Source organism: Ligilactobacillus equi DSM 15833 = JCM 10991, assembly GCF_001435735.1.
GTDB lineage: Bacteria > Bacillota > Bacilli > Lactobacillales > Lactobacillaceae > Ligilactobacillus > Ligilactobacillus equi.
Genome location: NZ_AZFH01000009.1, coordinates 1 through 18,415 on the forward strand (window position 1 = coordinate 1; position 18,415 = coordinate 18,415).

29 protein-coding genes and 1 tRNA gene are annotated in these 18,415 nt (G+C 34.5%); 29 read left to right on the forward strand and 1 reads right to left on the reverse strand.

The features are described from left to right. From FC36_RS01350 to FC36_RS01475, 27 genes are all read left to right on the forward strand, one after another. The coding region (locus FC36_RS01350; RefSeq protein WP_156409490.1) for an LPXTG cell wall anchor domain-containing protein at positions 1–1,176 on the forward strand (1,176 nt) is incomplete at its 5' end. 288 nt (positions 1,177–1,464) lie between these two features. Beyond that, a complete protein-coding gene (locus tag FC36_RS01355) occupies positions 1,465–2,778 on the forward strand; it encodes a flotillin family protein (RefSeq protein WP_023860045.1) in 1,314 nt (437 codons plus the stop codon). A gap of 106 nt (positions 2,779–2,884) precedes the next feature. After that, positions 2,885–3,226, forward strand: coding sequence for a hypothetical protein (locus FC36_RS01360; protein ID WP_023860044.1), 342 nt, complete (start codon positions 2,885–2,887; stop codon positions 3,224–3,226). Between the two features lie 97 nt (positions 3,227–3,323). Continuing rightward, complete coding sequence (locus FC36_RS11780; RefSeq protein ID WP_023860043.1) at positions 3,324–3,473, forward strand: hypothetical protein; 150 nt, start codon at positions 3,324–3,326, stop codon at positions 3,471–3,473. 21 nt (positions 3,474–3,494) lie between these two features. Next, a complete protein-coding gene (locus tag FC36_RS01365; protein ID WP_023860042.1) occupies positions 3,495–3,767 on the forward strand; it encodes a hypothetical protein in 273 nt (90 codons plus the stop codon). 3 nt (positions 3,768–3,770) lie between these two features. Next, positions 3,771–4,403 (forward strand): DUF805 domain-containing protein, encoded by a 633-nt coding sequence (locus FC36_RS01370; RefSeq protein WP_023860041.1) that lies wholly within the window; start codon positions 3,771–3,773, stop codon positions 4,401–4,403. A 198-nt stretch (positions 4,404–4,601) separates the two neighbouring features. Further along, positions 4,602–4,781 carry a hypothetical protein gene (locus FC36_RS01375; RefSeq protein ID WP_023860040.1) on the forward strand — a complete coding sequence of 60 codons (180 nt, stop codon included), beginning with the start codon at positions 4,602–4,604 and terminating at the stop codon, positions 4,779–4,781. A 619-nt stretch (positions 4,782–5,400) separates the two neighbouring features. Next, entirely contained in the window at positions 5,401–5,868 is a 468-nt protein-coding gene (locus tag FC36_RS01380) for a Trp family transcriptional regulator (protein ID WP_025021271.1), read from the forward strand. 1,063 nt (positions 5,869–6,931) lie between these two features. Next, positions 6,932–7,004: transfer RNA gene (locus tag FC36_RS01385), tRNA-Asn, on the forward strand. A 567-nt stretch (positions 7,005–7,571) separates the two neighbouring features. After that, positions 7,572–8,012: a hypothetical protein gene (locus tag FC36_RS01390; protein ID WP_025021272.1), complete on the forward strand. Its 441-nt coding sequence runs from the start codon at positions 7,572–7,574 to the stop codon at positions 8,010–8,012. Then, on the forward strand, positions 7,984–8,664 hold the full coding sequence (locus tag FC36_RS01395; protein WP_025021273.1) for a tyrosine-type recombinase/integrase: 681 nt from the start codon (positions 7,984–7,986) through the stop codon (positions 8,662–8,664). Before FC36_RS01390 ends, FC36_RS01395 begins: the two co-directional genes overlap by 29 nt. A gap of 36 nt (positions 8,665–8,700) precedes the next feature. Further along, positions 8,701–9,114, forward strand: coding sequence for a hypothetical protein (locus FC36_RS01400; protein WP_025021274.1), 414 nt, complete (start codon positions 8,701–8,703; stop codon positions 9,112–9,114). Between the two features lie 36 nt (positions 9,115–9,150). Then, a complete protein-coding gene (locus tag FC36_RS01405) occupies positions 9,151–10,116 on the forward strand; it encodes a hypothetical protein (protein WP_025021275.1) in 966 nt (321 codons plus the stop codon). Then, positions 10,109–10,309: a hypothetical protein gene (locus tag FC36_RS01410; protein ID WP_025021276.1), complete on the forward strand. Its 201-nt coding sequence runs from the start codon at positions 10,109–10,111 to the stop codon at positions 10,307–10,309. The genes FC36_RS01405 and FC36_RS01410 overlap by 8 nt, the downstream gene beginning before the upstream one ends. 139 nt (positions 10,310–10,448) lie before the next feature. After that, positions 10,449–10,832 carry a hypothetical protein gene (locus FC36_RS01415; RefSeq protein WP_025021277.1) on the forward strand — a complete coding sequence of 128 codons (384 nt, stop codon included), beginning with the start codon at positions 10,449–10,451 and terminating at the stop codon, positions 10,830–10,832. Positions 10,833–10,860: 28 nt separating this feature from the next. Continuing rightward, positions 10,861–11,184 (forward strand): hypothetical protein, encoded by a 324-nt coding sequence (locus FC36_RS01420; protein WP_025021278.1) that lies wholly within the window; start codon positions 10,861–10,863, stop codon positions 11,182–11,184. An 18-nt stretch (positions 11,185–11,202) separates the two neighbouring features. Further along, a complete protein-coding gene (locus tag FC36_RS11785) occupies positions 11,203–11,379 on the forward strand; it encodes a hypothetical protein (protein ID WP_155889629.1) in 177 nt (58 codons plus the stop codon). Positions 11,380–11,400: 21 nt separating this feature from the next. Beyond that, positions 11,401–11,778 carry a DNA-directed RNA polymerase subunit alpha C-terminal domain-containing protein gene (locus FC36_RS01425; RefSeq protein ID WP_025021279.1) on the forward strand — a complete coding sequence of 126 codons (378 nt, stop codon included), beginning with the start codon at positions 11,401–11,403 and terminating at the stop codon, positions 11,776–11,778. 17 nt (positions 11,779–11,795) lie between these two features. Further along, positions 11,796–12,119 carry a hypothetical protein gene (locus tag FC36_RS01430; protein ID WP_025021280.1) on the forward strand — a complete coding sequence of 108 codons (324 nt, stop codon included), beginning with the start codon at positions 11,796–11,798 and terminating at the stop codon, positions 12,117–12,119. Then, positions 12,116–12,478 (forward strand): hypothetical protein, encoded by a 363-nt coding sequence (locus tag FC36_RS01435; protein WP_025021281.1) that lies wholly within the window; start codon positions 12,116–12,118, stop codon positions 12,476–12,478. The genes FC36_RS01430 and FC36_RS01435 overlap by 4 nt, the downstream gene beginning before the upstream one ends. 5 nt (positions 12,479–12,483) lie before the next feature. Next, positions 12,484–12,909 carry a hypothetical protein gene (locus tag FC36_RS01440; RefSeq protein WP_025021282.1) on the forward strand — a complete coding sequence of 142 codons (426 nt, stop codon included), beginning with the start codon at positions 12,484–12,486 and terminating at the stop codon, positions 12,907–12,909. 101 nt (positions 12,910–13,010) lie between these two features. After that, complete coding sequence (locus tag FC36_RS01445; RefSeq protein ID WP_025021283.1) at positions 13,011–14,003, forward strand: hypothetical protein; 993 nt, start codon at positions 13,011–13,013, stop codon at positions 14,001–14,003. Positions 14,004–14,840: 837 nt separating this feature from the next. After that, the gene (locus tag FC36_RS01455; RefSeq protein WP_025021285.1) at positions 14,841–15,233 is read left to right on the forward strand and encodes a hypothetical protein; all 393 of its coding nucleotides are present in this window, start codon (positions 14,841–14,843) and stop codon (positions 15,231–15,233) included. Positions 15,234–15,290: 57 nt separating this feature from the next. Then, complete coding sequence (locus FC36_RS01460; RefSeq protein WP_025021286.1) at positions 15,291–15,518, forward strand: hypothetical protein; 228 nt, start codon at positions 15,291–15,293, stop codon at positions 15,516–15,518. Positions 15,519–15,623: 105 nt separating this feature from the next. Next, positions 15,624–16,094 (forward strand): hypothetical protein, encoded by a 471-nt coding sequence (locus tag FC36_RS01465; RefSeq protein ID WP_155889631.1) that lies wholly within the window; start codon positions 15,624–15,626, stop codon positions 16,092–16,094. Positions 16,095–16,398: 304 nt separating this feature from the next. Then, a complete protein-coding gene (locus FC36_RS01470) occupies positions 16,399–16,797 on the forward strand; it encodes a hypothetical protein (protein WP_025021288.1) in 399 nt (132 codons plus the stop codon). Further along, the gene (locus tag FC36_RS01475) at positions 16,794–17,102 is read left to right on the forward strand and encodes a hypothetical protein (protein WP_023860019.1); all 309 of its coding nucleotides are present in this window, start codon (positions 16,794–16,796) and stop codon (positions 17,100–17,102) included. The genes FC36_RS01470 and FC36_RS01475 overlap by 4 nt, the downstream gene beginning before the upstream one ends. A gap of 92 nt (positions 17,103–17,194) precedes the next feature. Here FC36_RS01475 and FC36_RS11500 read toward each other — a convergent pair whose 3' ends face one another. After that, positions 17,195–17,365 (reverse strand): ribbon-helix-helix protein, CopG family, encoded by a 171-nt coding sequence (locus tag FC36_RS11500; protein WP_081781993.1) that lies wholly within the window; start codon positions 17,363–17,365, stop codon positions 17,195–17,197. 188 nt (positions 17,366–17,553) lie between these two features. Here FC36_RS11500 and FC36_RS01480 point away from each other — a divergent pair, with 188 nt between their 5' ends. Further along, positions 17,554–17,949 (forward strand): hypothetical protein, encoded by a 396-nt coding sequence (locus tag FC36_RS01480; RefSeq protein WP_025021289.1) that lies wholly within the window; start codon positions 17,554–17,556, stop codon positions 17,947–17,949. Further along, positions 17,950–18,291: a hypothetical protein gene (locus FC36_RS01485; RefSeq protein WP_025021290.1), complete on the forward strand. Its 342-nt coding sequence runs from the start codon at positions 17,950–17,952 to the stop codon at positions 18,289–18,291. The last annotated feature ends 124 nt before the right edge of the window (positions 18,292–18,415 follow it).

An 18,415-nucleotide genomic window follows, 5' to 3' on the forward strand; every position in this document is an offset into this window, starting at 1 on the left:
GCAGATGCAAGTACTTCTGTTTCAGAATCTAACTCAACAAAGGTAAAAGAGTCAGAGAGTGTAAGTGTTGCTAAGTCTGAGAGTTTGGCAAGCGCAAGCAAGTCTACTTCAGAATCTATTAGTGATGCTATCAAAGAATCCGAAAGTAATAGTGCTGCTAAATCTGAAAGTTTGGCAAGCGCAAGCAAGTCTACGTCTGAATCAGTAAGTGATGCTATCAAACAATCTGAAAGCGTAAGTGTTGCTAAATCTGAAAGCCTAGCAAGTGCAAGCGACTCTACATCTGGATCTATCAGTGATGTCATCAAGCAATCCGAAAGCGATAGTGCTACTAAATCTGAAAGTCTAGTAAGTGCAAGCAACTCTACTTCGGAAAGTTTAGCAAGCACCAGTGAGTCTACTTCGGAATCAATTAGTAAAGCTGTAGAAACATCCGACAGTAATAGTACGTCTAAGTCTGATAGCTTGGTGGCTCAAAGTAAGTCTTCTTCCGAGTCATTAAGTAATGTGCTAAAGCAATCTGAAAGCAATAGCGTAACTAAATCAGAAAGTCTAGCAAGCACCAGTGAGTCCATTTCGAACTCAATTAGCAATGCTGTTGAAACTTCTGACAGTAATAGTGTAGCTAAGTCTGACAGTATTAGTAGGGCTATTGAACAATCGGAAAGTGCAAGTCGGGCGTCATCTGAAAGTTTAGCAAGCACCAGTCAATCTGAAGTAGCATCTAAATCTGACAGTTTAACAAGTTCAAGTGAGTCTGAAACAAGTAATGCAAGTGCATCACAATCGACAAGCAGTTCATCTGAAGTGTCTAGTGAAACCACGTCCGAAAGTGTGGTAAGTGAAAGCACATCTACAAGCGAAACTACTTCCGAAAGTGTAGCTAGTGAATCTACTTCTGAAAGTGTGGTAAGCGAAAGCACGTCAGAAAGTGTGGCAAGTGAATCAAGCGAAACTACTTCCGAAGAACAAAAGCTTGTAGCAATTAAATCCCAAGCAACTACAAGTAGCACTACACAATCTACAAACGTGACGATTAAGCATGTTGTAAAAGCTAAGACGTTACCGCAATTAGGGGACAAGGGTGATAGTGAGCAAAATGCAGGCTTAATTGCTGGATTAGGTGCAGCTTTGCTTGGTGCATTGGGGCTTACACGTAAGAAGAAAAACGACTAAGTAATTAGTCAGTACGGCAAAAAATAGCACCGGTTTGGTGGGAAGTGCGAATCTTCCTTGCCGTGTTAGGTTTTGGCGGAAACCTATAAAATATTTTGTCTAGAGGTGTAATAACACTCTCTAAAATAGCCTTTCAAACCGCTTAAGCAATACACATCGACTACCAAAATTAATTGGTAGGCTAGGTGCAAGTCCTAGGATTGCTTTAGTAATTGCGAGTAGAACATACGTATAATTGTATGTATATTGCTATTGGTAATTACAATTATTTTGAGAGGTGAAGAAAAGATGTCAGGCTTTATTTTTCCGGCTATTATTGTTGTTATTGTGCTTATCGTTTTGAGTATACCAATTTCAGCGTATAAGAAAGTTGCTCCTAACGAGGTTCTGATCGTTACTGGTGGGTGGCTATCTGGGCCATATGTGCAAGAAAATGAAGAAACTCATACCAAAGTCAAGGTTATTAAAGGTGGTGGTGCTTTCGTTATTCCCATCGTACAGCAATCAGAAATTCAGTCACTGGATACCTTTAATGTTGATGTGGTTGTCAAAAATGTGATGACTAAGGGCATGGTTAAAGTTAATGCTAGTGCCAATGCTGTTTTACGTGTTGGATCCACACCTAAGATGATCGCTATTGCGTCTGAAAAGATGCTTGGTCTGTCCGAAGAAGAACGTGATAACCAAATGCAACAGGTTGTATATGGTGGGGTTCGTGAAGTTTTATCAGGGTTAACTCCTAGCCAAGCCAATGACCGTTCACAATTCCGTCAAGAAGTAGTATCTGGAATTGAAGAAACATTTGCTAACCTTGGTTTAGAAATTACTGCTTTCCAAATCAAGGACATTTGGGATGATGAGGGCTACTTTGATAGCTTGTCTGCGGAAGAAGTTGCTAACAAGAAATCTAAGGCTCGTCAAGCTCAAGCTATTGCTGACAAAGAAGCAACCTTAGTTGAGGCTCAAAATAACCAAGAGGCTCAAAAGGCACAACTTGCAGCTGATAAGCAAATTGCCGAAAATCAACGTGATACTGATGTGGCCAAGGCTCAATTTGATGCTCAAGTAAAAAGAGAACGTGCGATTTCTGAAAATGCTTATAAGATTGCTAATGCAGAACAAGACCAAATTATCAACGAAAAATTAATTTTGGTTAAGGAAAATGAACTTAAGGCTACTGTTTTAGCACAACAAAAAGCCGATGCTGAAGCGATTGGTATTAAAGCGCAAGCCGAGGCTAACAAGACTAAAACTTTAGCGGACGCTAATGCAGAACAAATTCGTAAGGAAGGTCAAGCCCAAGCCGACGCTCAACGTGCTTTAGCCAAAGCCTTGGAAAACAACGGACAATTCGCATTACAAAAAGCAATTATTGATAATTTACCAGCCATTGCGGCTAGTTTCGCGGATAGTGTTGCTAATATTGATAACTTAACAGTCTTTGATGGTACAGAAGGTGTTGGACGTCAATCAGTAGCAGGTTTGGCTCAAACACTTGAATTTACTAAGCAAGCCACAGGTATTGATGTAGCCGAATTAATGCAAAATAAATCAGAAGGTAAGGTTACTTTAAATCAGCCTGTACCGACTGAAGAACAATAGCAAGTAGCGCTAGTTTTGGTTAGTGGGCGGTGCAAATCCGCCCTATTGTTGTTAATTTGAAGTATTTATGTAAGTTGCTTATTTAGAAGAAAGTGAGGGATGTTTTTTGAGTGAAAATAATGAAGAAACGTGTCAACGTGCAAAAAAAGAATTTCTAGATTTGGTTATTTTTCCTGCGCTAAAAGAAAAGCATGGTCGAGGATCAAAAAAATCATGGTCTTTTCCAGCGGTATTTAAATTAAGCAAAACACCTGAGTTTGACTTTTTTCGGCTATTTTCGCAAGGAAGCAGCTATGAGGAAGTGGTAATTAAAAGGCTAGAAATACCTGTTACCCAACAAGTACTTGATGAATTGGTGGAAGATGGTTATAAATGTACTTTCGAGGTTACTAAACCACCAGCAATGGGTGTTATCGGTTATGGAAAAATAATTATTTCAAAAAAGTAAGCGAAAGAAAAATTGACTCAATCAAAATAATCTTAAATGATAGGAATTTGCTAAACTAGATGATAAGGGGCAATTCATTTTAGTAGAGCTTGCTTGTGTGGGCGCCGATAAAGAGTTGGCCACTAGAGCGGATTTTGATGAAACCTACGCAACGAAGAGATGGACTGATTATGTAGTATACGGTAAAGATCCTCAAACTAATCGTTGGTTAATTATTAACGTAATTTACGGGGATGAATTCCACTAATGAATAAGAAAAGGAGATAATATGAAAAAAGAAAGAATTTTAGAATTATTACAAAAGTGGTGCCAAGGTACAGGTGTTACAGTGTTAAATTACGAAGTCTTTGACCCGTACATTTTCTGTTGTGAATTGCAAACTTCGAAGACGATTGTTACAATTGAATTTGAATTTAATGAATATGAAACCGATGAAGAAGTTGGCGAATATATCAAAGAACAAATCGCTGATGTAATTGGCAATATTCAAGATGTTCGTCAGTTGTTAGCTTTAGATGAAAAAATTGCGAGAGAGGTATAATTTATGATTAATGAAAAAGGCAAAATCACTTTTAAACAAGCGTGGGTTGATTTTTGGAAAGGTTATGTAGACTTTGGTGGTCGAAGCACTCGTGCTGGTTACTGGTGGATACAATTGTTGATCTACTTATTAATGTTTGTTTTGCTTCTTGTTTTTGGAGTCCAGTTCGTATCATTGCTAGGTGTTTGGGCGGCAACTAGTTTTGGTGGGGCGCTTGCAGGATTTGCTAGTGGAATGATGTTTTGGTTGATTTTAGTTGGGATAATTGGCGTAATTATTTTGCTTCCGTCAATTGCTCTATGGATAAGACGATTACGGGATGCAGGTCTAACAAACTGGGCAATTGCAATTCTGGTATTAATAGAGGCACTGCTTTCATTTAGGGACTCAACTACTATTCTAACCTCGTTAATAATCGTTATTTTCTTTGTAATCACATTACTTCCATCAGATGCTTTGGCTGTAGCAAGAGCAAATAGTTCAGTTATTACGCAGTTCTTATTCAGATCATCCCCTGTAGTTGATACAGAAACAGAGAAACAAGAACCACAAGGCTCATTTGATAGTGAGTCTGCGAAATCAGATAATTCGGAAAATTCTGTTTTTAATGAAGACGACGATAATCAAAAAGAATAAACGAAAAAGCGGTCAGGTTTGAAACCTTGACCACTTTTTGCAATAATTCTAATTGTACTTCCAGTACCCACTCTAAAAGAGAGTAGATGATACTCATAGAAACATTTTTGCTCAAACTGAGTATAGTACAACTTCGCGTAATAGGCAAGGTGTTGCAGAAGTTGCTTTCTATTTTTTTGAGATAGCGGAGGAAAATGTATGAAATCTAAAACTGAACTTAGTCAAAATGTAACAGATAGAAAAACAGAAGAAAAAGAATCTAAAAAGTTAGAGCAAACCATTACTCTAGATAAATTATTTGATGGTTATGACGCATCTCAAGAATATCCAAACGAAATTGTCGACAAAGGTGGAGCTATTGGCGAAGAATTGTATTAACTTATGTTAAATGTTTTAATGTGATTTTATGATTATTCTGATTGAGCACTGGTGTAGTTCGTACGTTGGAGTAGAAAAATGTTAATGCTGAGAGACGCGTTCTAAGGTTAAGTTCGTTCTTGAAATGGGTAATCGGTAATTAAAAGATAAATAAATGCGTTATTTTGCGTTTTCTTTAGCAAAACGTTGATATAACAGCATTTTGATAATTTTAGCAAAGAAAAACAGTTAGAGTTGCACTCTAGCTGTTTTTTGCACATCATTGATTTAGTTGATTTAGGATAATTGAGAACAAAAATCAAGGATGCCTATCGTAAGCGGGTAGCGGGTAAGCATCCTTTTAAATTACTCAATAAATTACTCAATTTTGCTAAATAAGCTTTCCAAACCCTTGTAAGACTCTTTTGTGCAAAGAGTCTTATTCATTTAAAAACCTTGATTTTACAACGTTCTTTTTCCTATATTTTTGTCCCTTTTCATATATGAAATATTGCCTTTTCATATATGAAATAGTAAAATTGAGGTATATTAAATTGAAAGAAGCTGAAGACTATGACTGGACAAGTTAGTGTTCAAAGAACACCTGAAGTTATGATGGAAGCTATATCGAAGAGGAAATGTGATTAAAGTGAATAGCGTAAGTGTGACTAAAATAACTCGGCTTTTAGAAAGCCAAAAAAGCAGTAATAGTATTTCTAGAGAAAGTGGTGTCTCTGTGGCCACGATTAGTAGGTATCGCAACAATGGAATTGATGGCATGACTATAAAAAATGCCTTTAAGCTAACAAAATATGCTGATAAGTGGATTTCTAATAATTCAGTTGAATCTAAGCCAGATTATATTGATGAAACTACAATCGTTAGAACCGAAACCTCTTATCAACTTACTGTGGATGATAAAAAGTATACTGCTTATCTATGTAATGATATTAGTGGAACCATGTTTGTCTTAGTGGTAGGGGAGACTGTTGAAATTTTTTGGGATAAAAAGAACAAGCAAGCAGCTATTAAACAAGTTCCAAGCCCATTCGACACCCTGAGCTTTTACTACAAGGATCCCAAAGCAAACACTATTTACCGTTTCTGAATGTTAGTTGGTTTGCCAAGTGAGAAATAGCAAAAGAGCAACTGAAAGAAACTGAAAATCGTTATGTTTTTCGATAGTTTTCCAGAAAAACATAACGTATATTATACCATGATTTTTCGGACGTTGTTTTTTGATAAATCATGGTATTTTTGTTGATTTTTATTCGAAGAACAGTTATAATTATAACTGTTCTTGAAGCTAGTGTATAAGGACTTAGCAAGTTCGCCTAGCCCAAGATTTATAAAATCTAGTGTAGCGGTTATAACGGATACGTTTTAACTTCTTAAACCAATTGTTAGTAACTTTTGGTTGGTGTGAAAGAAAGCATCCTAGTAAGTCTTGTTAGAGCTATAAAACAGAAGATAAAGGTACTAACCGTAACGGAGAAACAAGTTCCGACTTCACCTCGGACGCCGTAGTTAATTAGAGTTTGACAGCTTTAAGACCCAAAGCGGTATGTCAATAATTCTCTTAGGTGTGACGTCTTAGTGATAAGGCTATAAGTTACGAGTTAGGTGGTGAGGCTTAATTCGCCTATGTACGGTAATATATTGGAATACAATCGTATGCTATGTTTCACTTGAGCAGTAAAAGGCCTGCGTCCTAGCATTCATAATGCAATAAGAGCTTGAGGGTAGCTCCCGACTGGTACGACTTATTGAGCTAGTAACCTAATTATCCCTATTTAAAATCAGCTACTCAAACCAATGAGCAAGAACATCGGAGGCTAAGCTTTGCTTGGTCTCTTTTCAATTTCAACGAAAATTAATTTCTGTTATTCAATCATTTTAGTTACTTATTTTTGAGACCAAAGCAACGCTAATTATTAGTCAGTTTTGCTTTGGTTTTTTGTATATATTAACGATTTATTATCAAAAAGAAAATGATTATTTTACGTTGTTTTTTTCGTAAAAAATACGACTATTTTTGTTGATTTTTTTACAATCGAATTGTATAATGATATCAGTGATAAATGAGTAAGTGCCAAGCGTTATACAAACGAAAATTTACTTACATCTTACATTTATTGCCCGTTTGGCTTTACCCCCCGTCGGGCAATATTGCCACCTTAGCTCAGTTGGTAGAGCGTCTGACTGTTAATCAGAATGTCACAGGTTCGAGTCCTGTAGGGGGCGTTGGCAGAAATGCCAAAAACTAATAAAACTTTTTCATAAATTTTCTCCAATTAGTACTAAAACTAATGGGATGTTACATTACAGACCATTCCCCGGTTTGTTATCGATTGTGATGAAGGTTAGTAACAGCTGACATTAATTAGTAAAAGCAAAGCAAATTTAAGAGTTTGTAAGTTTTAAGATTCGGTTCAACCTTCATTGCAATTCCCTTGCCGTCTTAGTTTAAAGTAAAAATTCAAGTTCTTAGCTGTGGGAGTTTAAGCTTGAGATACAGGTTCAAATCCTGTAGACGGTGTTGATTGTTTTGCAGTAGCAATCAATTATAAAGTGAGTTTTGAATGGCATCGGATGATGTCTCCTTCTCCTGTTCGCATTAGACGATTACTGTTAAGGCAGAGCGAAACTGCCGATGCAATTTAGTGCTGAAAAGCACGATAAAATAAATTTCTACTATTTTAATTTATTTTCAATTTCATTGAATTCGTAAAATTTCTTTCGGTCAGTTGATTAATCGTTAACTGACGTATTTTAAAAAAAAAAATGTAAGACTGTTTTGAGGTGGTACTTATGATTCATTTATTTGATGTAATCTTTTTTATAGTTTTTATGATTCTTACTTGTTTGCAGATAAACACTGCTAACAAAGAGTATCAGAAGAACGCAGCTTTGTTGAGATCTATTCCTTATCAATATATGAAAGATTTTGATTTTACAAAGTTAGAGCACTTAATTAAAGATAATAATAAATTAGTTCTCTTAGAAACTTTTTCTATGGTTGCTTTAAGCATTAGTATGTTAGCCAATGTCCAAAATATTATTACAGCAATTTGGTTTATTTTTACCCTAATTGCACTCATAACATATTTTTCTAGTATACGCTATTTGAAAATTAATAAGAAAAGTCTTTCATCTGAATTAGAATGGTTCATTGACAATATGCCAAGCGACAAAGCTCTAAAAATTAGCTTAGATGATTTCGATGAAGAAAAAAATAACGATTGGAAGTGATTATTTGACAGAGAATAGCAGATATATTCCGAAAAATAAGCAAAACGGGCTTATGAAAGGTGAACATCGTATCTGGATTGAAAGTGTCAAAGGGCTGACCAGAAGTGAATACTTTTCTTTACTAGATGCTATAAGAAACTTTTCACGACCACCTTTAGTAAATCGAAACATAGCTTTAGTATCGATAGCCTTAAATAATGGCTTACGTGCTTCAGATGTTGTTAGTTTACGAGTAGGGGACGTTTTAAAGAAGAACAAATCTAAAATTATTGAACAAAAAACCGGGAAGTCTAAAACAATCTATTTGAATAATTGTAGAGAAGAAATTGATGATTATCTGGAAGAATTAGATTATGAAGATGAAAATGATTGGCTATTTCCGGGAAACAATAAAGAAGGTCATTTTTCAGTTCATGGTTTTTATCAGATGGTTGTTCGTATGGCAAGAAAAACAGGTGATGAGAAGTTAGTACAAAAAATTGGAACACACTCCTTTAGAAAAACTTTTGGTAACACTTTATTTGAGAATGGTACGGATGTTGAAATCATATCGCAAATTTTTAACCATTCCTCACAGAAGGTTACCCGACATTATCTCGGTATTGAACAAGAAGATTTAGATAATGTAGTAGAGAATTTCAAGTTTGAGTAAAAAAGATATAAAGAAGTAAGAAAGAAGTTAGTATGTATGGCTGGGCAAGTTTCAAAGGCAAAAGAAGAAAGCAAAGTTGTTCAAACGTTGAATCAACTGAAAAAACAATTAATGGAAAATAATATGGTTATCTCTACTTCTGGCGTATTGTCCAGTTGGAAAGCGTATGTTGAAGTGAGATGTACGTACGAAGATGATATTCAGCCCATTGGCGTCATTGGTATCAATCATAGGTCAGAAAAACCGTCATTTTCGTTAGCTATTGATCAAAATGACAAAGCATGGCAACAATTCGCTCCAGTAGCAAGATTAGAACAGTACGGAAAGCCTTGCAATAACCTGTTAGATAAACTTTTGGAACAAAAACAATTAGTTATCGACAGAACTGATAAAGTCAAGCAAAGTAAGAAAAATGTGGCTGAAGAAATGTCATTGTTCAATGATTTCTAGGCCAAAGTTTGTAAAAAAGAAAGAAGTGAGAAAGTTATGTTCACCGTATGGACCTTAGCAAAACGCTTAACAGAAGAATTACATTTCAAACGTAATTTTAGTATTCGTGATTTTAAATACACAAAATACGATGGAAAGAAAGTAATTAGTCAAGAATCCATTCCTGCAAATTATATGGGGATTTTAGTGGATTACTTAACCAGATTTAAACTAACCAACAATAAAAAATTAGCATTTGCTATTCCTTTGATGGTCTATGATGATGTAGTTCAGCAAGAACACTTAGAAGCTATGCCATCTGAAAGATTACTGGACAATATTCAAGGCTTGGACAAACTATCAGTAGAATTAGCTGCTACGTTATTACCTTTTGATATTTATTACCGTTCAGGGAACTTTAATAATACCAATTTATTGATAAATGAACAGACATATCAGAATACTATACAGCTCGTTAATCGCTGTGAATGGTTCATTAAGGCTTGTAAAAGCAAGAATGGGTACATTGATACTGATGTTACATTTGAAGGCGCATATAACGATTTCATCGTAAATGGAGACGCTGATTTTATGACTGACAGAGTGCTGATTGATATTAAGGTATCAAAATATGCTCCTAACGAGAATCATGCTATGCAAATTCTTCTTTACTATATCATGGGACTACATAGTGAAAATAAAGAAAAATTTGAAAAGTTAACGCATTTAGCAATCTATAACCCACGTCTTCATTCTGCATGGACTTATCCCGTTAGCAAAATTTCAAATACACTTAAAGCAAATTTGGAAAGCATTATGGGCTATGTTGAAGAAGAGATAGAAGAGCCAGTTGATGACCTTTTTGATGGCAGCGATAAAGAAACGAGTAATAATGAAACTTTCGAAATTAATGATGAAAGCAAAATTAATAGCGATAACGTAATTGAGAAAGTACTAAATAAGATGGGGATTTCCTTAAAAAACGACAAGCAGACACGAGGTGAGAAAAAGAAAGATGAGTAAAAATAGTAAGTATTATATTGTTCGTCGTGGTAGCTATCTAATGTTGGTTTTTAATGATTTATTTGGAAATCAAGATGTAATTGCTGAACAGTTACCGAGTGGATATATCAAGTTCAATACAACTTTCTTGAGTCAAGATGCTGTCATTGCTGCGAATGACTTCTTATCTCAAGTAAGAAAGAACATGCACTAAGATTATTTGCTTATGGATGATAACGAAATGTATGAGGAAATCTTGCTCATATTGGCAGGATTACCATTAATTCTAAAATTAACCTTCATTATAGGCGGTTGGCTACAAGATTGGCTTAAAAAGAAGTGAGGAAAATAAAATGGAAGTCAAAATTCAAATAACTAGCAAAGATGGCAAAATAAAAATGATTTCTGGAGCAAATGAAGAAGCTGACGAAAAGATTGTTGACAACGAAGTGCTTAGTGCTTTGGTGCTATCAGCTACTAACTTGGTGAAAACAATGAATCAAGAAGAGTTTGAAAACCTTCCTGATTACATTAGTGCTATGTCAACGATAGATTCTGTGATTTCTGCGCTCTACTATCAAAGTGATAGCTTGCAAAAAGAAATTCCGTCTGTTGACAGATTCCAACATGAATACGCTAAGTTCCTATTAATGGCAACTGCTGATGATCTTAACATGAGTCGTAAGGATTTTGCTGAAATGCTAGTTAGCTTAGGAAAGAATTACCATCAACAATAATCAACAATAAGTGTGTGAGGAGGATCACATGGAACTCAATAAAGAAACAATTGATTTATACGTCAAGAAATACTTGGATGAGCATCAAACTGAAGTCGAAGAGATGATTAATAAGAAAATCAACACAGCAATCAAAAATGTGTTAAATGAATTCTTCGCTAAGAAAGTTGGTTACCAAGAAGAAGGCTTTGCCGTTAAATTAATTCGTGGATCGCTTAAAAAGCAAATCAAAGATATTGAAATACCTGAAATCAATCAAGATGAGTTAACAGAGAAAATCAAAAAAGAATTGAACCGTCAAGTAAAATCTTATGTACGTTCATTAGATGTACATATCAAAAGTGATTACTAATCAATAGGGGAAAGTATTATGAAACACGCTATTAGAAAATTCAAACATAATCTAAAACATAACGATGAATGGCATCAAAATATCAAAGAATTCATCATGGGGATGATTATTTTAGTTATCGTTATTGTAGGTTTTGCATACTGTTATGATAATGCCCACAACATTTTTGGTTTTTCTCATAATGTTCGCCGTTAGTAAGACGAAAGGAAATTTGAAATGGAAAACAAGCAAAAATTAGAAGAACTATCGGCGCAAGTTACCGCTATGCAATCTGTAGCTGTGCGTTTGGTGAAACAAATTACCGCTACTCAAGAGCTTATTAAGAGTATCAAGTCAAATGAACCTGTTTGTGATAAAGACAAATCAGAATTAAAATTATTTGATTTGCAATTAAGCACTCGTACTTTTAATGCTATTAGCAGAAGGTTTATGCACCAACACGATGACATTTTATTAAGTGACCTTGTAGATGCTTTTCCAACGTTAAATATTTTATTGCATACTCGTAATCTGGGGCGTAAATCTGCAAAAGAATTGGTACAAGCAATGCAAGCTTTTGGCTATTGGCTTGATTGGGATTTAAGTCAGTTGTAAGAAAGGAAGGATTAATAGTGCTAACTTTAGCATATCGTAAAAAAGAAAAAGGAAAAATTTTGCATGTTGAAAAGTACGAAACTTTAGACAAGGCTGAAGAAAGAATTGGCTCTCTTAGTGGTACATCATATCTTATTGAATACGCACTATTCAATCCGAAAATGCGCTTAATCAAGCAATGGCAAAGTGAGCCTGTTAAGGAATACACCAAGTTTGAGTGGGGTTTTAAAACTAAGCTCGCAAGTAAAATTTGCAATTTCTTATCGTACTTAGAATGGCGTAAGAATAAACCTAAGGGAATCACTGTCAAGGATATTAATAAAGCAAAGGAATTTAAATGATGAGCAAAACCGAATTACTAGCTGTTTTAGATAGCGTTTGCACCGATAAAAAGACCGATATTATTAATAATGTGGGCCAAGATCAACGCTTGGGAATTTTGATTTCTTCAAAAAAAGACAAAGAAGACCTTATCAGAGACCTTAATCATGTTTTAACTACTAAAGAATTCTTCATGATTTTATTGTCTGATGTAAGAAATGAGTTAGTTCCAGTTGCAAACTTAACTACTGAAAAATTAGAGTCTTTGATTAATACATTTTTTAATCATAAATTGTATGAGGAATACGATAATTCAGGTTATGCGTACGCACTAAAGCAATTATTACAGAAAACAAGCACTTATAGAGAAAAGAGGTAATTATTATGGCACATAAGACTATGGTAATTAACATTGATTATGACGATGAAACAAAGAAGATGAACGCAGATTTTGAGGGTAATTTTGACAAAGATGACTTGGTTACTCTAGTGTCGAATCTTCATGAACATGTTTTGAAAGAATTTATGACGTCTCCTGCTGATATTGATGTACACCTTTTTGGTATCAGAAGTCGGCTACAAAAAGAGGATAGCAATCTTTTAGCAATTAATTACGGCAATGATGGCGTTTCAGATGTTAGAAAGCTTGGTAATTCTTTGCCAAGAATGGATCTAAGCGCAATCGAAACATCTTACTTGAATATGGCCAAAGCAACAGGTGTTACACCTAGAGAAATTACTAATAGATTTATTGAATTGCAAAAAATCTATATTGACAATTATGGAAAAAAGCAAAACGACAGAAAATAGCACTAGCAGCGCATAGTGGGTGGTGCGAATCCGCCTTGTCGTTATATAGGCTGATAATTGATATTTAGCCTAAAACATCAAAAAAGAAAGTAGGTGGCCAGATGTACGTTATTTTATATGATGACTTGGACGGTAATAAATACTGGTGGAATAAAGTTGGCTTATGGTCCAAGCGAAGAGAACAAGCCTCAACTTTTAATTCAATCAAAACAATAAAACAACATTTGGAAGCATCAATCAGAAATAAAATGGTACTTTTTACTGGTAAGCAGAAAGAATTTTTCTTTGGTGTGAATTTGCAAAATAACCAAAAAGAAAAACTGTTTAGGTATGATGGCGAAGTGTATATGCCTAATCCAATTCCTAATAATCCATACGTTTTATGTGTTAAATCAATCAATGATTCTACCGATACCAGGGACGTATACAAGTATTACAATGCAAAAGAAAAACTTTTTAAAATAAATGGTAATCTGAGCGTTTCTCATTATACAGAGCTAGATTATGCAATTTCAAAAGCCAAAACATTAGGAGATAATGTAGGCGTGTTCGATTGTATAAATAAAACTGTTGCTTGGCTACCAGACATTGAGGAACAAAAAATATCAGATGTTGATAACGGCGAAAACAGTGAAGTGGAAAAGGATATACCAAACAAACCTGAAGAACACACCTCGTTAGATAAAGAACAAGTATTTACTGAGGCACCTAAAAAAACAGCGATTAAAGAGGAAAAATTTGAGGAAGAGTTTAGTCTCGAAAAGACAAAAGAGGCTATCTCTTATCTAAGCCGAGCATTGAAGAAAAGACTACCAGTCTTAGAAAGTGTTCAAGGTGATTATGACTCAAAATTTGAGCAAGATTTGCTTCACGCTATCGAATTTGAACAAATCAAGGATCCTGTAGCATTTATCGCAACTTTTAAGTCTATGCGTAAGCTACGCCGATTAACCAAAGATGAACAAGCGTTATTATCTGCATTTAAAATAGCGTTTGACCAACAAAAGTTTAGTCAGGCTATTGACGCTTTTGGTATTAATGAAGATCGTAAATATGTATATCGGACTAAAGAAATCAAGAGTCTTTTGCGATAGGAAGTATGTTGGAATGGTGATGCAATATGAGCAAAAGAAGAAAACGATGGGCATTACTAAGAAAATTTCCGATTTATATCATTAGAACTAAAGGATGTTCCTATAAGAACAGGAAGAAGCGTTCTTATCGCGAATATGTAACAACTAAATATCGTGTAGACAATGGTATGATTAGTTTTAAGACTAAACAGAAACAATATATTGTATTGTCCCTAACAGATGTTCAGATCATTACAAAAAAGTTTACTCATTTACGTTCGGAACAAATTGGTAAATAGTATACAGGAAGAGAAAGTAGGTTTTTCAGTACAATGTTAGGTATATTAGTTGTCATTGGTGCTGCGATAGTTTATTCAGTCTTATTTTTCCTGCTTTTCTATGTAATGCATGTAACTGATGAATATCAAGAAATATTAATGCAAAGTGAGAGGAAAAAGTATGAAAAAAAGAAAAATCGTCGAACTAAATATAGATGATTTTTGGCTTATGAAGAAAAGCTGGTGGTTAGATGTGGCGTAGAGATCTTTTTAAAGTATTCTGTGGATTTGTTGCAATGCTGATACTTGCTTATGTATTTCATTTAAATCATTCAGAAATGCGAATTTTTTTAGCATTGCACCTGATAGCAATGACAATAGTAATTGTGGTATTTTCAAGAATTGCGAATTCGGAGTAGTATCTTCAATCGTAAGTCGATGTGTTGGAAAAGAAAGTTGGGAACAGAGGCTTACACTATTATTTGCAAGGTTTATGGGTAACTATCATCTCATATCAAAGGTAAAAATTAGTAAGTTTTAAAATTCGGAAAAATATAAAAAATGAAATGAGGAATAAAAAATGAAATTAGGTTACTTTACAATGGATTTGACCAAAGATGGTCTAAAAAAGATTATGGCATTAGAATCTCACAGCAATCTACCAAGTCTTATTAGCAGTGGTGATTTTAGCCAAAAGTTAGATAGTATTAGAAATAAGACATCTGATTTAGAAAATCAAATTTTAGATGTGGTGTTATCTATTCAAACTGAAAATATAGAGTATAAAATTTCAAAATGCCAGTTACCTATGCTTAATTCTGGCGTATTTCTTGATGAAGATATTATTATCAGGTCTAAGGTAAAAGAAGATGATTGGAATGTTGAAATTCAAGTTTCAGATAATAGATTATTAAAACTGTTTGATATGTTAAATGCGGACGCTTACACTATTGTTTGCAAGGTTTATGGGTAAAATGAATGCTCGGTCTTTAAATTTTTTGAAAAATATGGTTTTTAAGGGAGGACAACAATGAATATATTTTTAGTCACTTATTTAGATAAAGACCCGTTTGTTTGCTTGGGTAAGAAAGAAGTTGAAGAAAGCATTAATAAGTTGTTTAATTGGGAAGGTTTAGTCGATATTTATGATATTTTAGACGACATTGTTATTAAGAAGATAGTAAAGACGGGCTGGTTGCCAGAAGAAATCAATCGAACTTATACAGGTAAAGAATTTCTTGAAGAATACGGTCTTTAAGGGAGGATAAGTATATGGGGTGGTGGAATTAATGCTAGGAATCAAGAATTTTTTCTGGGGCACAATTTTGACCGAGAAAGTGATGGGTAGATGAAGCTTAAACTTATGCCACGCAAGAAAATAACTAGCTTATTCGTATTTCTGATTGTGATTGTACTTTCAGCTTGTATTACGTATTTTGGACAAATAAAAAATTACACAAGCTATGTTATTTATGTATTAATGGGAACGTCAGTATTAGTCCCAGTAATATCTACTCGTTTTGCAAAATTAGACCATCTTTATATGCAATCTGATTTTTTCAAATGTGCAAAACGGTTTGGACAAGATAAGACTATAATGGTTAAGTTAACGAATTTCATTGCGCTCATACTAGCTCTTGATATTGGATTGTTCATTGCATCCTTTATGTATATCGTAGTTGTGTTGGTACAAAACCAAATAGCACTTTTTATCATTAATGTGTTGTGGCTGTCATGGTGTTTCCTTGTGATGCTTGGCGTAGTTGAAATTTTTATTTTTTTAGAAAAGATACGTAGATTCAAGAATATTAATGATGTTCGGATAAGCAGTTAGTGATGTGAGAAAGAGAAATCAGAAAAATGAGTAAGACAGAATTAACAAAAGAAATCGAGAGAGCCTTGTTCGCGCGGACATCCAAAACTATTGGTGCTTACGGGGCGCTTTAAGTAACTATCGGTCATATATCAGGAGTAGAAGGATACGACAGGTGCGATTATGTTGAATTTGATACTATAGGCGAAAAAGTAGAGCTGCTAGAAGCTTTTGCTAAATCTGCTAGTCGGGATGCTACTAAATACTATCTGTATCCCGTATCGTCGTTAAAATAAGAAAATGTAATATGTTGAGGTGAAAAACTATGTTTAGATATGAATATTACTGTCCTTATTGTCATGAGCTAATCTACAATGAGAATAAGTGTCTTAATCTCGATTACCTTAAAAAGCAGTATAATAAATTGGAGTGGAAAATCGAAGATGTAGTAGAAGAAATCGAAAACATAGAAAGCAAATCATTTGATGAAGACGATCAAGATTACTTTGCAGGTGATTTATACGATCTTGAGAATACTCTGGCACAACTTGAAGATGAGCAAGAAAGCTTAGCTATGGACGAGGGGGAGTTCGTGCCGCTTTTAGACGAATCAGATGTAGTTAATTGGAAGTATTGTCCATATTGCAGTAATGAGATTAGCACTTTTGACCTAATTGGTACTGAAGCGTTTCTCAACCTAAAGAAAGAAGATGTTGTCAAATGAGTGAGACTAAATATGCTTACATGTATTCAGTCAACATGTTATCTGGAGACGTTAAGCAGTGGGTTGTTCTTTCTAAAAAAGAGTTATCCACTGATGATGTTGAAAATAACGCTTATATCAATGTTACCTGGATCACTCGTTGCTTTGAAATGTTTGCATGGGACGCTAATGAATTGCATGAAGAAGTGCAAGAATGGGTCGACGATATCAAAAATGGTAGCAACCATGCTCTGATTCTCAATACCAAAGAAATTCTAAGTATCGAAAAACTTGGAATGGTGCAAATCGATTCCGAAGCAAAATAATTCTTCTAAATAAAAGCACACCCAATTATGCGGTGTGCTTTTTTCAACTAAAAAAATAAAAAAGCGTGTATTTTCTCGCCGAAAATATACGCTTATTTTACGATGTCTTTTTGCTTTTGGACTTCTTCTAAATACTTTTTCGCTAATTGTTCAATAATCTTTGATGCGGATCTATGTTCATCAATAGATTGCTTTTTTACTCTGTCCCATAGCTCGCTAGTTAAGTAAAGGGTAATTCGCCTTTTTTCTGCTTGTTCTTCCATGAAAAATCCCTCCAATTTCTATCGCTTTTTATTATATAATTATTGCATAATTATGTAATTGATATTATACTATAATTATAATCGAAAAATATACGAAATACAATGTTTTAAAATAATAAATTTTAATTTTTATTTTATTCGTTTTTTATACAACGTTTAAAGAAGTTAGAAAGGGGAGAAGTTGCGGTATGACTGATGAAGAATTTGCATTACAATCAATGAAGATGCTAAGTGATAATGGTGTTACTCATGGCGAAAAATACCGAAAATATTTCGAAAAATTTACGAGCAATAACTTCACTAAAGACGACTTTGAAGCTTGGCTTTTTCTAAGATATTGGGACGGCTTTAATACTGGTAGAGAACGCTACTTCCAAGATGAAATGGTTAGATTTCGTAATCCTGACCTTGATTTCGATATTAGCAAAGCTATAAGTTGGCATTTAGCAGGGAATTTATGGTCGATGATTGGCGAATATGACGGCTGTTTATGGTTTTGGGATGAGAGCACACCAACTCATAAAGATGTCGCTGAATCGTTTAATGAGCGGCTTTTAGAAGCAAAAGAAATGGATGCTGATTAGATGACGACAAGAGTAAAAATCAAACAAGCATTAGAAGATAAACAGAAGTTCATTTTGGCTAATGAAGAATATAGCTATCCTAACGGGAAGACTGCTAGGCAAACGGTCGCTATCTTCAAAAATAAGTTTGATCTTTTGAGAGTCGTCCTGAAGAAAAATAAAGAACAATCAGACAATCAAAACGATCATCCCATTAGTAGTACCACTAGCCACGTTCTCGTTAGTCCAATTGAAGATCTTATCAATGCTAACGACTGGTTTAATTCTTATAGAACAATAGAAAACGATAGTGTAGCTATTCAAAGAGCTAAAACGTTGTTAGAAGGTTATTGTCAACAATAGAACTCGGAGGAATTTAATTATGAATAACGCTGTCAAAATCAAATTTATCAAAGCTTTGAAAACTCAAGAAGAGGTGAAAGTATATGCCACAAGTTGAACTTCCATATATGATGGGACTGAAATT

What these genes read in the sequence shown, in the direction of transcription:
- FC36_RS01355 (WP_023860045.1), top strand. Translation starts at nt 1,465, where the DNA reads ATGTCAGGCTTTATTTTTCCGGCTATTATTGTTGTTATTGTGCTTATC.
- FC36_RS01365 (WP_023860042.1), top strand. Translation starts at nt 3,495, where the DNA reads ATGAAAAAAGAAAGAATTTTAGAATTATTACAAAAGTGGTGCCAAGGT.
- FC36_RS01370 (WP_023860041.1), top strand. Translation starts at nt 3,771, where the DNA reads ATGATTAATGAAAAAGGCAAAATCACTTTTAAACAAGCGTGGGTTGAT.
- FC36_RS01375 (WP_023860040.1), top strand. Translation starts at nt 4,602, where the DNA reads ATGAAATCTAAAACTGAACTTAGTCAAAATGTAACAGATAGAAAAACA.
- FC36_RS01390 (WP_025021272.1), top strand. Translation starts at nt 7,572, where the DNA reads ATGATTCATTTATTTGATGTAATCTTTTTTATAGTTTTTATGATTCTT.
- FC36_RS01395 (WP_025021273.1), top strand. Translation starts at nt 7,984, where the DNA reads ATGAAGAAAAAAATAACGATTGGAAGTGATTATTTGACAGAGAATAGC.
- FC36_RS01400 (WP_025021274.1), top strand. Translation starts at nt 8,701, where the DNA reads ATGGCTGGGCAAGTTTCAAAGGCAAAAGAAGAAAGCAAAGTTGTTCAA.
- FC36_RS01405 (WP_025021275.1), top strand. Translation starts at nt 9,151, where the DNA reads ATGTTCACCGTATGGACCTTAGCAAAACGCTTAACAGAAGAATTACAT.
- FC36_RS01410 (WP_025021276.1), top strand. Translation starts at nt 10,109, where the DNA reads ATGAGTAAAAATAGTAAGTATTATATTGTTCGTCGTGGTAGCTATCTA.
- FC36_RS01415 (WP_025021277.1), top strand. Translation starts at nt 10,449, where the DNA reads ATGGAAGTCAAAATTCAAATAACTAGCAAAGATGGCAAAATAAAAATG.
- FC36_RS01420 (WP_025021278.1), top strand. Translation starts at nt 10,861, where the DNA reads ATGGAACTCAATAAAGAAACAATTGATTTATACGTCAAGAAATACTTG.
- FC36_RS11785 (WP_155889629.1), top strand. Translation starts at nt 11,203, where the DNA reads ATGAAACACGCTATTAGAAAATTCAAACATAATCTAAAACATAACGAT.
- FC36_RS01425 (WP_025021279.1), top strand. Translation starts at nt 11,401, where the DNA reads ATGGAAAACAAGCAAAAATTAGAAGAACTATCGGCGCAAGTTACCGCT.
- FC36_RS01435 (WP_025021281.1), top strand. Translation starts at nt 12,116, where the DNA reads ATGATGAGCAAAACCGAATTACTAGCTGTTTTAGATAGCGTTTGCACC.
- FC36_RS01440 (WP_025021282.1), top strand. Translation starts at nt 12,484, where the DNA reads ATGGCACATAAGACTATGGTAATTAACATTGATTATGACGATGAAACA.
- FC36_RS01445 (WP_025021283.1), top strand. Translation starts at nt 13,011, where the DNA reads ATGTACGTTATTTTATATGATGACTTGGACGGTAATAAATACTGGTGG.
- FC36_RS01455 (WP_025021285.1), top strand. Translation starts at nt 14,841, where the DNA reads ATGAAATTAGGTTACTTTACAATGGATTTGACCAAAGATGGTCTAAAA.
- FC36_RS01460 (WP_025021286.1), top strand. Translation starts at nt 15,291, where the DNA reads ATGAATATATTTTTAGTCACTTATTTAGATAAAGACCCGTTTGTTTGC.
- FC36_RS01465 (WP_155889631.1), top strand. Translation starts at nt 15,624, where the DNA reads ATGCCACGCAAGAAAATAACTAGCTTATTCGTATTTCTGATTGTGATT.
- FC36_RS01470 (WP_025021288.1), top strand. Translation starts at nt 16,399, where the DNA reads ATGTTTAGATATGAATATTACTGTCCTTATTGTCATGAGCTAATCTAC.
- FC36_RS01475 (WP_023860019.1), top strand. Translation starts at nt 16,794, where the DNA reads ATGAGTGAGACTAAATATGCTTACATGTATTCAGTCAACATGTTATCT.
- FC36_RS11500 (WP_081781993.1), bottom strand. Translation starts at nt 17,365, where the DNA reads ATGGAAGAACAAGCAGAAAAAAGGCGAATTACCCTTTACTTAACTAGC.
- FC36_RS01480 (WP_025021289.1), top strand. Translation starts at nt 17,554, where the DNA reads ATGACTGATGAAGAATTTGCATTACAATCAATGAAGATGCTAAGTGAT.
- FC36_RS01485 (WP_025021290.1), top strand. Translation starts at nt 17,950, where the DNA reads ATGACGACAAGAGTAAAAATCAAACAAGCATTAGAAGATAAACAGAAG.